Genomic DNA, 11,337 nt, shown 5'->3' with positions numbered 1-11,337 from the left:
CCGTCAGGCGGAACCCAAGATCTGAAACAGAACACGCCTCATGGGGCGAGCCCAGACCTCAAAACCAGGTCACTAGGCGGTGTGGTCGAGGACTGCGGCGGCGACGGTCGCCCGGTCGGCGCGATCGACGCCGTGCCCGGCGTCCTCCAGGACCAACAGCCGTGCTCCCGGGATCCGTTCCGTGAGCGCCTCACCGTGCCGGAGCGGGAACATCGGATCGGCGCTCCCGTGGATCACCAGCGTGGGTACGGCGATCGAGGAAAGGGGGGCCCGCGGGACCGCGCCGTCCGTCAGCACGTCGTGGTTGCGGGCCGCGCCGAAATCGTGCGCGCGCTCGACATCGCGGCGGACGAGGACGCGGGCGGCGGCCTCGTCGAACGGGCGCCGCCCTCCCGCGAGCACGCCCGCGTAGGCCACCTGGTGCTCGATCACCGAGTCGACATCCGACCGGTCGACCCGGGCGGCCGAGGCGAACCGGACGAACTCCTCGGTCGGCGGAGGCAGGTCCGGAGGCAGGTCCGGGGGCAGCTCGCCGTCGGCGGGCACGGCGGGGGACGTGCTGATCAGGACGAGCGACCGGACACGGTCGGCGTGATCGAGCGCGAGCAGCTGCGCCAACGCCCCTCCGGCCGAGACGCCCACGACATGCGCGGCCGGGATCTCATGGGCGGTGAGCACGCGGGCCGCGTCGGCGACCAGGTCCGCGCCGGTGTACCCGGGGCGGCCCGGCTCGTAGGTGACCGACCGGCCCGTGTCGCGGTGGTCGTAGCGGATCACGAACCGCCCGCCCGCGGCGACCATCCGGCAGAAGTCCTCCTCCCACCAGAGCATCGAAGCTCCCAGGCCCATGATGAGCAGGACGGGCGGATCCGCCGGATCGCCGAAGGACTCGGTGCACAGCTCGATGCCGTCCACCTCGATCACGCGCTCAGCCATCACCGGACCTCCTCGCCCGTCCCATCATGCCCACGTACGGGAGGCACCGGTCAGTCGGAAGCCCCCGCCGCGGACAGCAGTACGTCCACGAGCCGGTCCGCGGCGTCCGGCCGCCCGTACGCACGGGCCCGCGCCGCCATCGCCGTCCGCCCGGCGGGGTCGGTCAGCAGCGGACCGACCGCCTCCGCGAGGGACCGCCCGGTGACCTCACCGAGCAGGGCCACCGCGGCGCCCGCATCCGCCAGGTGCCTCGCGTTGTGCGCCTGCTCGTTCCCGGCCGAGGTGGCCAGCGGCACGAACACCGCGGGCTTGCCCAGCGCGGTCAGCTCCGCCAGCGTCCCCGCCCCGGACCGGGACACCACCACATCGGCGAGCGCCAGTACGTCCGGCAACTCCGGCCCGACGAAGCCCGTCAGGTGGTACCGGCCCGCGAGGAACGGATCGAGAGCGGCGGCGGCGGAACGCAGCTCGTCGACGTTGGCGGGGCCGCACTGGTGGATCACGTTCGCGTGGCCCAGCAGCCACGGAAGCACCTCCCGCACAACGCCGTTGATCTGCTGGGCGCCCTGCGCCCCGCCGGTGACGTAGACCGTGGGAAGACGCCGGTCGAAGCCGGTCAGATTCAGCGTGTGCACCGCCTTGTCGGGGTGCCCGGTCAGGATCTCGGGCCGCACCGGGTTACCGGTGACCACGGCCCGGTCGCGCACCTCGGCCGGCAACAGCGGGAGCGACGACTCGGAGGACACGGCGATCCGCGTCGCCGAGCCGGCCAGCTTCCGGTTCGCCAGTCCCAGTCGGACCGTCTGCTCGTGCAGGACCAGCGGGCGCTTGCACAACCGGGCGGCCAGGCCGGCCGGAACGGCCACGTACCCGCCCGTCGCCAGGACCACGTCCGGCTGGAACTCGGACACGATCGTTCGGGCCTGGGCCACTCCGAGCGGCACCCGCGCCATGTCCTTGACGTTCGCCGCCGAGAGCATCTTCAGGGGATTCGCCGATCTGCGGATCTTCCCCGTGGCGACCGTCCGGAACGCGATGCCCTCGGCCGGGGCGACCCGCGCCTCCAGACCGTCCGCGGTTCCGATCCACAGCACGTCGAGAGTGGCGCCTTCGGCCGCGAGGCGGCCACGCAACGTGCGGACCGCTGTCAGAGCAGGGTAGGTGTGACCGCCGGTCCCCCCGCCCGTGACGAGCAGGCGGAAGGGACGGGGGTGCGAGGAAGCGTCCATCCGGTAACCCTACTGTCCGGTCCGTCCGCGACCTCCGATCGGGTGGGGGCACCGGCGAAGGGCCCCCGACCGGCTCGTCGGCGCAGCGCCCCGGCGGCCGGAATCGCCCGGACAGCCCAACGGGCGCGGCCCTGGGCGGACGCCTACGCTGAAACGGCAACCCGCCGACACGCCCCTGGTCCCGCGGTCAGGGCCGGCGCGGTCGGCTCCGTTCAGCACCGAAAGGCGGTTCCGACATGGCCACCAGGTCTGACGCTCCCGTTCTCGACACGCTCGCCGCGATGACCATCGACTCCATCGAGCACTGCGGCATGGACGAGAAGACACTCATCACCACCCGCATCGCCGCCCTCGTCGCCATGGACGCCCCGGCCATCTCCTACCTCGCCCACATCAGCCCCGCGGTCAAGGCCGACTTCACCGTCGAGCAGCTGCAGGACGTGCTCGTCGCGATCGCCCCCGTCGTGGGCACCGCGCGTGTCATGTCGGCCGCCGGCCACATCGCCCAGGCGTTCGGCGTGGCCATAGCGATGCTCGAAAGCGAAGCCGAAGCCATGGCCAACGCCGAATCCGAGAGCCGCCACAAGGCGTCCTGACCCCTCCCCGACCGGACCTGCGCGCCTGCGGGGGAGCTGCCGAGGACCGGGCGGCGCGAAGCTGTCCCGGCCGAGGCCGTACTGTTCGCTCGCAGGCCCCGTCGGCCGCCGGCGGGGCCGAAGGCCCGACTCGATCACAAGGCACAGCTCATGGAGGCCAGGTCAACGGTGTGGACCGAAGCCGTCGCGGCCCTGCCCGGCACGACCCTCTTCCGGCCTCCGGTTTCGGAGTCGGCGCTGCTCCGCTGTGCGACGGTCCTCGGCCATGCACTGCCCACGGACCTCGCCGCCCTGTTGCGAGAGAGCGACGGCATCGAGGACGAGTACGGCGACGGGCTCATCTGGTCCGCCGAATGCATCACGTCCGAGAATCAGAACCTCCGTGGGGACGCCGCGTTCAGCACCCTGTACATGCCGTTCGACCCGCTGCTCTTCTTCGCGGACGCGGGGAACGGAGACCTGTTCGCGCTCCTGGCCAGGATCGACCGGCCCGATGTCTTCGTCTGGAACCACGAGGACGACAGCCGCACCTGGGTGGCACCGAGCCTGGCCAAGTACCTCGAACGGCGGCTGAGAGGGAAGATCGAGCTGTAGCACCGACCCTGCCGATGGGCCGCGCGGGCACGTTCCGGGCGGCCTGGGTGACGGACGGGGTGCCTGTGCGTTGTTCCGGGCATGACCGAAGACCTGTTGGATGTCCTCCTCGACGGGGTCACCGAACCACGCCTGAAACTGCTGAGCGGGGACGAGGCGAGAGCTTTGATGGTCCTCCTCGGCGTGCTCGACGACGACGCGCAGCCCGAGGAGGTCCGTCAGGCTGCGCGGGAGATGCGCTTGCGCATCGCGTCCCGCCTGGCCGTGCCGCTGTAGCGACGGGTGGCACATGAGAGGCCCTGAGGGCCGGCGCGTTTCGCTGCCGGCGACCACACGTTCGAACCGATCGGTGACCTCCTCCGGATCGTCCCTTTCGGATCGTGGCGGCCGAGCCCACGTCGTCCGGTGTCGGAGGGCTCGGGCCGACAAGATCCGAAAGAGACGGCCTAGAGGACGACCGAGCGGAACTCGTCCAACACGGCGAAGCCGGTGCTGTCGTACAGACGCATCGCGGTGTCGTTGCCGCCGAAGACGTTGAACATCATCGCCTCGTCGCCACCCTGCCGGGTGGCCCACTCGCCGACAGCCATCGCAGCCCGACCGTAGCCCTTGCCGCGATGCTCCTCGTACACCTCCAGCGAGAATCCGAAGGTCACGCCCGGCAGGAAGCCGTGGTTCACCCACCCGGTGCCGACGGCCCGGCCCTCGGCCTCGAACACGTAGAAGGCGTGCCCGGGGGTCAGGTATCCCTGTGGGAGGTAACGGGCGAAGTCCTGGTCCGACTTCGCCCGGGCCTTCTCCGGAGTCAGTGCTCCGGCCCGAACGATGTCCGCGATGTACGCCGCCTCCTCGCCGGCGTACCAGCCCGGATACTCCTCTTCCGTGAGCCGACGGACGGTCAGACCCGATGGCAGCTCAGGCCGCTCGGCCGCGGCACGCATCCGGATCTGCCCCCGCACGGGGTAGTCGGCGAACGCTCCCGCTCCGCCGGTCAGCCGGACCTCCACCCGCCGCGCGCCGTGCTCCGCGCACCACCGTTCGGCCCACGCACGCCCCTCTGGCACCGTCAGATCATGGATCCGGCCCACGGTCGCACCGTTGTCCTCGGTCACCCCGACCGCGATCCACCCGGTGCCGTCCGTGGCCACCGTCCAACCGTCGATACCCTCCACCGCCCGCTCCAGCAGAGCTCGGGCCAGGGGCTCCGAGCACCCGGCAGCCCGGTACCCGGCCAGCACCCGATCCTCGAACCCGCTTCGCCACACATCCTGGTCGGCCACGATCTGTATCCCATTCATCCGCCCACCCTAGGACGGTCGTTGGGGATCACCTCGTGGATTACATGGGGATCGCCGCAGGGTGGAGGGTCGCCCGGTAGCGGTGACGGTCCGCGTTCCACGGCTGGGTAGCTTCCTACCGACCAGCTGATCGCTCGTCGATCTGTGCCGTCGACCGATGCGCGGAAGTCGCGGCGTCCCCGACTCCGGCAGGCGGTTCCGGGTGGGCGGTCACCAGCTCCGGTTCCAGGCCCTGGGCGGGCGTGGTGCGGGGGCGGCCGATGTCGCCGCGCCACGCCTCGAAGGCCAGGGTGGTGGCGGTGACCACGGCGAGGCCGAGCAGCCAGCCTCCGACCACGTCGCTCACCCAGTGCACGCCGAGCGCGACCCGCGTGCCGCCGACGCCGAGCACCGCGGCCACGGCGAGCGCCCAGGCCGGTAGGCGCCACGCGCGCGGCACCAGCGGGAGCAGGACCAGCAGCAGTACGGCGCAGGAAGTGGTGGCCGTCATGGCGTGCCCGGAGGGGAAGGAGAAACCGGGCGCCTGGGAAACCGGGTCGGGCAGGTGCGGCCGGGCGCGCTCGACCGCGTTCTTCGCCAGCAGGCCCACGAGGCCTCCCGCGACGGCGGTCACGGCCGCCCAGGCGGCCAGCCGTAGCGCCCGGTGCCACAGCAGCCACACCACCACCGCGGCCACCAACAGCCGCATGGTCAGCGGCCCCCAGGCGACGTGCGTGAGGAATTCGAGCACCCGGACCCATGCGGGGTGGTCGAGTGCGGTGCGGTGCAGCCACTCGGCGGCGCCTTGGTCGAGCCGGCGCAGCGGCGGCCACCGCGACTCCACGAGGACCAGCGCGATGGAGAAGGGCACGGCCGCCAGCGCGGTCGCGGCCGAGGTCGCCACCAGCCGCATGCCGAACCGGGCGTCGGGCCCGGTCCGCGCGGACATCAGTCGTGCGAGCAGCCGCCGGGGCCCGGGCCCGGGCCCGGGCCCCGGCCGGGGCCGGGGCCGGAGCCGGAGCCGGGGCCGGGATCGAGGCCGGGGTCGGGGTCGGTCGGATCGCTCCGTCATGGTCGGTGGGGTTCCTTTCTCCGTGCGGTGGGGCAGGGTCCGGCGGGCCCGTGGGGCGGTGCCTCACATCCCCGGGTCCGCCGTGACCGGCTCGGCCACACCCGCCCGCACGGCTTCCAGCTGGGCGGCGAAGGACAGGCCCAGGAAGAGGGCGAGTGAGGTGAGGTAGGACCACAGCATCAGTGCCATGAACGCGCTGAGCGGCCCGTACACGGTGGTGAAGGAGCTGTCGACCCCGACGTACAGACTCAGCGCCCACGTCGCGCCGAGCCACAGCACCAGGTAGACGGCGGCCCCGAAGGCGAGCCAGGTGTAGCCCGGCTGGGTGCGGCGCGGGGAGCGGCGGAAGACGACGCTGGTGGCCACCACGGCCAGCAGGATGCCCACCGGCCAACGCAGCACGTCCCACGCCCGGTGCGTGGTCGGTCCCAGGTGGTACACCTCCGTCATCGCGAGGCTCAGGTCGGAGCCGAGCACGGTGACCGAGAAGGCGAGCCCGAGCGGCAGCCCCGCCGACAGCGCCATCACCAGTCCGCGGGTGTACTTGTGCAGGAAGGGGCGGTCGCGCTCCACGCCGTAGATCCGGTTGGCGCCGCGCTCGACCTGGCACATTCCGGTGGTGACGTTGGCGATCGAGAACAGCAGGCCCAGCCAGAGGGCCACCTCGCCGCCGTCCCCGGCCTGGCGGTGGCTCTCCCGTAGGGCGTCGTCCACGACGTCCTGGCTGGGACCGCTGACGAGCCGGCGGATCGTCAGCTCCGCGATCCGGCCGATGTCCTCGGTGTGCAGCACGCCGGACAGGCCGATGAGCGCGATGGCGAGCGGCAGGATCGCGAGGACCGTCTGGAGGGCGAGGGCCCGGGAGTGGCTGAACCCGTCGGCGTACCGGAACCGTACGAAGGAGTCCCGTACGAGGTTCCAGCCGCCGTAGCGGCGCAGCGCGGCCCACGCCTCCTCGGCGGAGAGCTCCTCGCCCCGTATGCGCAACTCGGCCTCCGCTGCCTCCACTTCGCTGCGCTGCGGTACGCGTGTGGCAGTGCCCATGTCAACGCACCCCGTCCGGTCGGCCGAGCCGCGCGGGTGGGCGGGCCCCGAGTCGAGCCCCGCCGGGCTCCCCGGTCACGTCGGGTGCCCCGGTCGCTTCGGGCGCCCCGGCCCCGTCGGCTGCCCGGACCGGCCCGGCCGCCCCGGCTGCCCCGACCGGCTCGGCCGGCCCGCGTACGGGCAGGCAGACGCGCAGCGCGCCCGGCTCGACCTCGGCGGTCAGCCGGGTCCCGGCGGCGAAGGCGTCGCCGTCGAGTTCGCGCGGCTGGGGTCGGGCGAAGCGCAGGTCGATCCGCTCGGCGCTGAAGTACTCCAACGCACCGCGCGCCGCCCGCCGGTCCTGGCCGCCGGAGAGGCGCGGCCCGGATGCCCGCGCCGCCGAACGGGTCAGCAGGTGCCTGGCCGCCGCGAGCCACCCCGCGACACCCTGCGGATCGAGGAGCACCACCTCCAGCCGGCCGCTGTCGGGGCGGGCGTCCGGCAGGAGGGGCAGCCCGCCCTGCAGGGAGCCGACGTTGCCGAGGACGACCATGCGGGCCCGCCGCTCCAGCGGGGCGCCCCCGTCGAGCCGGACCGACAGACGCATCCGGGGATCGCCGAGGTGGCGCAGGGCGGAGAGTACGTACGCGGCCCAGCCCAGGCGCCGCTTGAGCCGGGCGGAGGCGTCCCGGACCATGGCGGCGTCGAACCCGGCCCCGGCCATGACCGTGAACCGGGTCGGCGCGAGTCCGTCACCGTGGATCCGGCCCAGGTCGATCCCGACGGTCGTCCCGGCCAGGGCCTCCCGCAGGGCCGCGTCGGGATCGGAGGGCAGCCGCAGGTTGCGGGCGAGGAGGTTGCCGGTCCCGCAGGGGACGATCGCCAGCGGGATCTCGCCGCCGGACAGCACGTCGGCGCAGGCCCGTACCGTGCCGTCGCCTCCGCAGACCACCACCAGGGCGGTGTCCGCCTCGGCCACGCGGACGGCGAGTGCGCCCGCGGGCTCCTCGGCGGTGGTCGGGGTCCACACCTGGTCCGTGTAGCCGCGGCGGCGTAGGAGGGCCCGCACCCGGGCGGCCGTGCCGTCACGGCAGCCGTGCGGGTGGCGGACCACCACGGCCCGGCGCGGGCCGGCGGGAGCGGCGGCAGGTACCGGGGTGGCGGTGCGGGTGCCCTGGGTGTCGTCCGGGCGGGTCCGGGGTGTGGGGAGGCCCGCCGGGGCGCCCGTACCAGGCGTGGACAGGAGCAGCGCGTACGCCGTCACCAGCAGGGTGCACCCGCCGTTCAGCAGCCCCACCACGACGTCCGAGGGGTGGTGCATACCCCGGTACACCCGGGAGACCGCCACCGCCGGCGGGACCAGCAGGAGCAGGCCCACCACCAGGGCGCGCCGGGCACCGCGCAACCGCCCGGCCGCGAGCACGGCCACTCCGCCGAAGAGCGCCGTGGCAGCCCCGACGTGCCCGGAGGGGAAGCTGGAGGTCGGCGGCGCCGCGTCCAGGTGCGGCACGTCGGGCCGGGCACGACCCACCATCAGGGTGACGAGCAGGAAGACCGCGGACTGAGCGGCCACGGACCCGGCCAGGAACGCGGCATCCCGCCACCGGCGGACCCGGGGCACTCCCGGGAGGAGCAGCAGGGCCAACACGGCGACGAGCGTCAGCGTGACGATGCTCTCGGTGGCGGCCAGCAGCGACATCCCTTCCGAGAACGCGGTGACGAGGGTCTCGCGCCGGTCCGCCAGGGCCCGGTTGACGTCGTCCTCCACCGAGAGCGGCCACCGGCCGGCCAGCGGCCCGGTCACCAGCAATCCCAGACCGGCGACCGAGGCCGCCTGCAAGGGCAGCAGGAGGAGGAGGCGGCCGGATCTCACGCCTGCAGAGTGTGCGTTGCTCATTGACGGCGTGTTACCCGCCCCGGCTCGGTCATGCGTCCCGCCGACGCCTCGACCCCGGGCGAGCCCCGGCCGGCGGCGCACACGGTCCCGGTCGTCGCGGCCGCGTCGGACCTCACGTCCGCACGAGAACGCAACGGTCCGATCCCTCTCACGGATGTCCAGCCGGGCCGGTGGCCGACACTCCGGGTGACTCCGCCCGGATGGACCGGCGGGGTTTGGGCAACAGCGGGCCATGGCCGTCCTACGAAAGCTCGCCCGCCCCCTCCTCGCCGCCCCGTTCGTCACGGGCGGCCTACGCACCCTGCGCCGCCCCGAGACCGTCGCGGAAGTGGCCCGACCGGTCATCCGGGAGATCGGGAAGCGCATCCCGGCCCTTGCCGGAGATCCGCTCCAACTGGTGCGCGTCACCGGCACGATCCAGGCCGCGGCGGGTCTGATGTTCGCGACCGGGCGTGCCCCGCGCCTGAGCGCGCTCACGCTCGCAGCCACGCTCGTGCCGACCTCCCTCACCGCACATGCCTTTTGGACGGTGGAGGACCCGCAGGAGCGCACGCGGCAGCGCGCCCACTTCCTGACCGACCTCTCCACGCTGGGAGGGCTCCTCATCGCCGCCGCGGACACCCACGGCAAGCCCTCGCTCGCCTACCGGTCCCGGCACGCGCTCGACCACCGGCACCCGGTGACTGCCGTCCGCCGCCCCGTCGAAGCGGCCGCGGCGCGTACGGTCCACCACGCCAAGGGGGTCGCGAGCTCCCTCACCGACTCCCTCACCGACTCCCTCACCGACTCCCTCACCGGCTCCCGCTGAGGCGGGCCGAACTGCCACCCCGCTCCGGTCTCCCCGGCCGGCAGCGCTACCCATCGCACGACCTCCGGGTCCTGGCCGCCACCATCGGTCCAGCGCCCCGACCGAACGGCGAGGAGGACGACATGGCAGACGCCCGTCGCAACGCCCTACGGATACCCGTCGGCCCGATCCCGCTGCTCCGCCCGAGTGCGCTTCGGCCGCGCTTCCTGGCGGAGATCCTGGCCGGCGTCGCCCGGAGCGCCCGAAGCGCACGGCGCCACCGGCGCCCAGGTATCGCCCCCACCTGCGCAGGCGCCGCCGAGCACCGGTCGTTCTCCGACAGGGAGATCGGTTCCGGAGCGGGTGCCATGGGCGAACCGCGGTGCCGGGACACCGCTGCGGGCGTCGCCGCCGACCGTCGCGAGCGGGCCCACGAGGCGGTTGCGTCCCGTACCGCCGGCCCCGACGACCTGGCGGCCCTGCTCGCCATGCTGGACCTGCGGACCGGGCCGGACGAGCGGGCGGTCCGCCCCGGGGACGACTGATGGCCGCCACCGAGGCGTGGTCACGGGCCGCCGGCGCCGCCGACGTCAGCGGCGGGAACAGCTCGTGACGTGCGCTTCCAGCGGAACCCGTATCGCCTGCCGGCATCGTCGATCCGACGTACGTCCAGGATGATCGAGACGCATCAGATGGAGAGCCGACAGAGGAGTAGGGATGCAGCTGCGGGATGTCCAGCTCGGCGATGTGGATGCCTACGTACGCATGCGGTGCGACCCGGCCATGATGATCGATCTCGGTGGGCCACTTCCGCGCGAAGGCATGGAGGACAAGGTCCGTCGCGATGTTCGGAGCGCGGAGTCGGGTACTCAGTGGATCAAAATGATCGTTCTCGATGAGGCGGATCCTGCTGTGCCGGCGGGCACCGTGACTCTCTGGTCTCACTCGGAGGACGGCGAGGAGATGTCCGAGATCGGCTGGATGGTACTGCCGGAGTTCCAGGGACGTGGGGTGGGCAAGCGGGCTGTGCGGGAACTGTTGGAGCTTGCCCGGGCCGACGGCCGGTGGGGGCTCGTGCACGCCTTCCCGGCGGCAACGAACGCCCCGTCGAACGGCATATGCCGTTCGCTGGGATTCCAGTTTCTCGAAGAGCGGGACGTGACCTTCGCAGACCGAGTCCTGAAGACGAACCATTGGCGCATCGATCCCCGTGCGGCGCTGAACTGAGGATCGCACCCACCTCGGCAGCTCCGGCCCGGTGGGGTCGGCGGAACGACCGAGGCCCCTGTCCGGTCCCGGTCGGGGGATCGGCAGGGGCTGATCGGTCGCGTGGGTGACCGTGTGCCACAGGTTGGGTGCGGAGAGCCATGCCGTTGGCCGCGGCTTCGCCGGGAGCGGTGGTGCTCCGCTGCGCGAGGTTCTACTGGGGGGCCGGGGCCGGGGCCGGGGCCGGTGCCGGGGCGGGCGCGGGGGCCGGTGCGGGTGCGGGCTTGTCGACCTTGTCGGTCTTGTGTTCGCAGTAGACCTTGCCTTGGTAGAACTTGCAGCCGGGCATGTTCTCGACGTCGCGGACCTTGTTCTTGCGGCCCTGGTGCTTCTGGTTCTTCTTGCCCTTGTCGTTGCCCTTGTGGTTGTTGTGTCGCTTGTTGTCCCGGTGGTCCTTCGTGGCGTGGTTCTCGTGGCCGCTCTTTGCGTGGTCGACCTGTCCGGCGGCGAGCGCGGTCGTCCCTGCGGTGGTCGGGGCGGCGAAGGCGCTGGTGGGGATCAGCACGCCACCTCCGACGATCGCGGCCGAGACGGCGAACATCGCGTAACGCTGCTTGCGGGAGGTGCGGACCATGGGAATGACTCCTGTGCGAGGTGGGGGAGAGGGGTTCGGTTCCGGAGAATGTCGGACGATATGTCCGGTTTGTTCTCTGGTTAAAG

Annotated in this window: 13 protein-coding genes; 6 read left to right on the top strand and 7 right to left on the bottom strand. The window is 72.8% G+C overall.

The genetic code is table 11. The annotated features are described in order from the left end of the window. Positions 1 to 72: 72 nt before the first annotated feature. Together AB8A24_RS36995 and AB8A24_RS36990 are read right to left on the bottom strand one after the other, a co-directional pair. A complete protein-coding gene (locus AB8A24_RS36995; RefSeq protein WP_369478686.1) occupies positions 73 to 936 on the bottom strand; it encodes an alpha/beta fold hydrolase in 864 nt (287 codons plus the stop codon). A gap of 50 nt (positions 937 to 986) precedes the next feature. Then, on the bottom strand, positions 987 to 2,165 hold the full coding sequence (locus AB8A24_RS36990) for a glycosyltransferase (RefSeq protein ID WP_266387053.1): 1,179 nt from the start codon (positions 2,163 to 2,165) through the stop codon (positions 987 to 989). Between the two features lie 236 nt (positions 2,166 to 2,401). Here AB8A24_RS36990 and AB8A24_RS36985 point away from each other — a divergent pair, with 236 nt between their 5' ends. The 3 genes from AB8A24_RS36985 to AB8A24_RS36975 all read left to right on the top strand — a co-directional run bounded on the left by AB8A24_RS36985 (position 2,402) and on the right by AB8A24_RS36975 (position 3,631). Further along, positions 2,402 to 2,761 carry a hypothetical protein gene (locus tag AB8A24_RS36985; protein WP_030732855.1) on the top strand — a complete coding sequence of 120 codons (360 nt, stop codon included), beginning with the start codon at positions 2,402 to 2,404 and terminating at the stop codon, positions 2,759 to 2,761. A gap of 150 nt (positions 2,762 to 2,911) precedes the next feature. Continuing rightward, positions 2,912 to 3,355 carry an SMI1/KNR4 family protein gene (locus AB8A24_RS36980; protein ID WP_328964822.1) on the top strand — a complete coding sequence of 148 codons (444 nt, stop codon included), beginning with the start codon at positions 2,912 to 2,914 and terminating at the stop codon, positions 3,353 to 3,355. 81 nt (positions 3,356 to 3,436) lie between these two features. Beyond that, a complete protein-coding gene (locus AB8A24_RS36975) occupies positions 3,437 to 3,631 on the top strand; it encodes a hypothetical protein (RefSeq protein WP_328964823.1) in 195 nt (64 codons plus the stop codon). A gap of 170 nt (positions 3,632 to 3,801) precedes the next feature. On the opposite strand, the gene AB8A24_RS36970 is transcribed toward AB8A24_RS36975, so the two are convergent. The 4 genes from AB8A24_RS36970 to AB8A24_RS36955 all read right to left on the bottom strand — a co-directional run bounded on the left by AB8A24_RS36970 (position 3,802) and on the right by AB8A24_RS36955 (position 8,600). Continuing rightward, on the bottom strand, positions 3,802 to 4,653 hold the full coding sequence (locus tag AB8A24_RS36970; RefSeq protein WP_328964824.1) for a GNAT family N-acetyltransferase: 852 nt from the start codon (positions 4,651 to 4,653) through the stop codon (positions 3,802 to 3,804). Between the two features lie 115 nt (positions 4,654 to 4,768). Beyond that, entirely contained in the window at positions 4,769 to 5,581 is an 813-nt protein-coding gene (locus AB8A24_RS36965) for a phosphatase PAP2 family protein (protein ID WP_369478685.1), read from the bottom strand. Positions 5,582 to 5,767: 186 nt separating this feature from the next. Then, a complete protein-coding gene (locus AB8A24_RS36960) occupies positions 5,768 to 6,748 on the bottom strand; it encodes a YihY/virulence factor BrkB family protein (protein WP_328964826.1) in 981 nt (326 codons plus the stop codon). A 1-nt stretch (position 6,749) separates the two neighbouring features. Further along, entirely contained in the window at positions 6,750 to 8,600 is a 1,851-nt protein-coding gene (locus tag AB8A24_RS36955) for a diacylglycerol kinase family protein (protein ID WP_369478684.1), read from the bottom strand. Between the two features lie 256 nt (positions 8,601 to 8,856). On the opposite strand from AB8A24_RS36955, the gene AB8A24_RS36950 reads away from it, so the two are divergent. The 3 genes from AB8A24_RS36950 (at position 8,857) to AB8A24_RS36940 (ending at position 10,638) form a co-directional block, all read left to right on the top strand. Next, positions 8,857 to 9,432: a DoxX family protein gene (locus AB8A24_RS36950; RefSeq protein ID WP_328964828.1), complete on the top strand. Its 576-nt coding sequence runs from the start codon at positions 8,857 to 8,859 to the stop codon at positions 9,430 to 9,432. A gap of 122 nt (positions 9,433 to 9,554) precedes the next feature. Then, positions 9,555 to 9,956, top strand: coding sequence for a hypothetical protein (locus AB8A24_RS36945; protein ID WP_369478683.1), 402 nt, complete (start codon positions 9,555 to 9,557; stop codon positions 9,954 to 9,956). A 172-nt stretch (positions 9,957 to 10,128) separates the two neighbouring features. After that, entirely contained in the window at positions 10,129 to 10,638 is a 510-nt protein-coding gene (locus AB8A24_RS36940) for a GNAT family N-acetyltransferase (RefSeq protein ID WP_328964830.1), read from the top strand. Between the two features lie 193 nt (positions 10,639 to 10,831). Here the strand turns inward: AB8A24_RS36940 and AB8A24_RS36935 are convergent, their stop codons facing one another. Further along, positions 10,832 to 11,251: a hypothetical protein gene (locus AB8A24_RS36935; RefSeq protein ID WP_369478682.1), complete on the bottom strand. Its 420-nt coding sequence runs from the start codon at positions 11,249 to 11,251 to the stop codon at positions 10,832 to 10,834. Between the last annotated feature and the right edge of the window lie 86 nt (positions 11,252 to 11,337).

It is taken from the genome of Streptomyces sp. BF23-19 (assembly GCF_041106355.1).
Lineage (GTDB): Bacteria > Actinomycetota > Actinomycetes > Streptomycetales > Streptomycetaceae > Streptomyces > Streptomyces virginiae_A.
This window is presented reverse-complemented; position numbering and strand designations above follow the sequence as displayed.

What these genes read in the sequence shown, in the direction of transcription:
- AB8A24_RS36980 (WP_328964822.1), top strand. Translation starts at nt 2,912, where the DNA reads ATGGAGGCCAGGTCAACGGTGTGGACCGAAGCCGTCGCGGCCCTGCCC.
- AB8A24_RS36970 (WP_328964824.1), bottom strand. Translation starts at nt 4,653, where the DNA reads ATGAATGGGATACAGATCGTGGCCGACCAGGATGTGTGGCGAAGCGGG.
- AB8A24_RS36965 (WP_369478685.1), bottom strand. Translation starts at nt 5,581, where the DNA reads ATGTCCGCGCGGACCGGGCCCGACGCCCGGTTCGGCATGCGGCTGGTG.
- AB8A24_RS36975 (WP_328964823.1), top strand. Translation starts at nt 3,437, where the DNA reads ATGACCGAAGACCTGTTGGATGTCCTCCTCGACGGGGTCACCGAACCA.
- AB8A24_RS36985 (WP_030732855.1), top strand. Translation starts at nt 2,402, where the DNA reads ATGGCCACCAGGTCTGACGCTCCCGTTCTCGACACGCTCGCCGCGATG.
- AB8A24_RS36945 (WP_369478683.1), top strand. Translation starts at nt 9,555, where the DNA reads ATGGCAGACGCCCGTCGCAACGCCCTACGGATACCCGTCGGCCCGATC.
- AB8A24_RS36995 (WP_369478686.1), bottom strand. Translation starts at nt 936, where the DNA reads ATGGCTGAGCGCGTGATCGAGGTGGACGGCATCGAGCTGTGCACCGAG.
- AB8A24_RS36990 (WP_266387053.1), bottom strand. Translation starts at nt 2,165, where the DNA reads ATGGACGCTTCCTCGCACCCCCGTCCCTTCCGCCTGCTCGTCACGGGC.
- AB8A24_RS36950 (WP_328964828.1), top strand. Translation starts at nt 8,857, where the DNA reads ATGGCCGTCCTACGAAAGCTCGCCCGCCCCCTCCTCGCCGCCCCGTTC.
- AB8A24_RS36935 (WP_369478682.1), bottom strand. Translation starts at nt 11,251, where the DNA reads ATGGTCCGCACCTCCCGCAAGCAGCGTTACGCGATGTTCGCCGTCTCG.
- AB8A24_RS36940 (WP_328964830.1), top strand. Translation starts at nt 10,129, where the DNA reads ATGCAGCTGCGGGATGTCCAGCTCGGCGATGTGGATGCCTACGTACGC.
- AB8A24_RS36960 (WP_328964826.1), bottom strand. Translation starts at nt 6,748, where the DNA reads ATGGGCACTGCCACACGCGTACCGCAGCGCAGCGAAGTGGAGGCAGCG.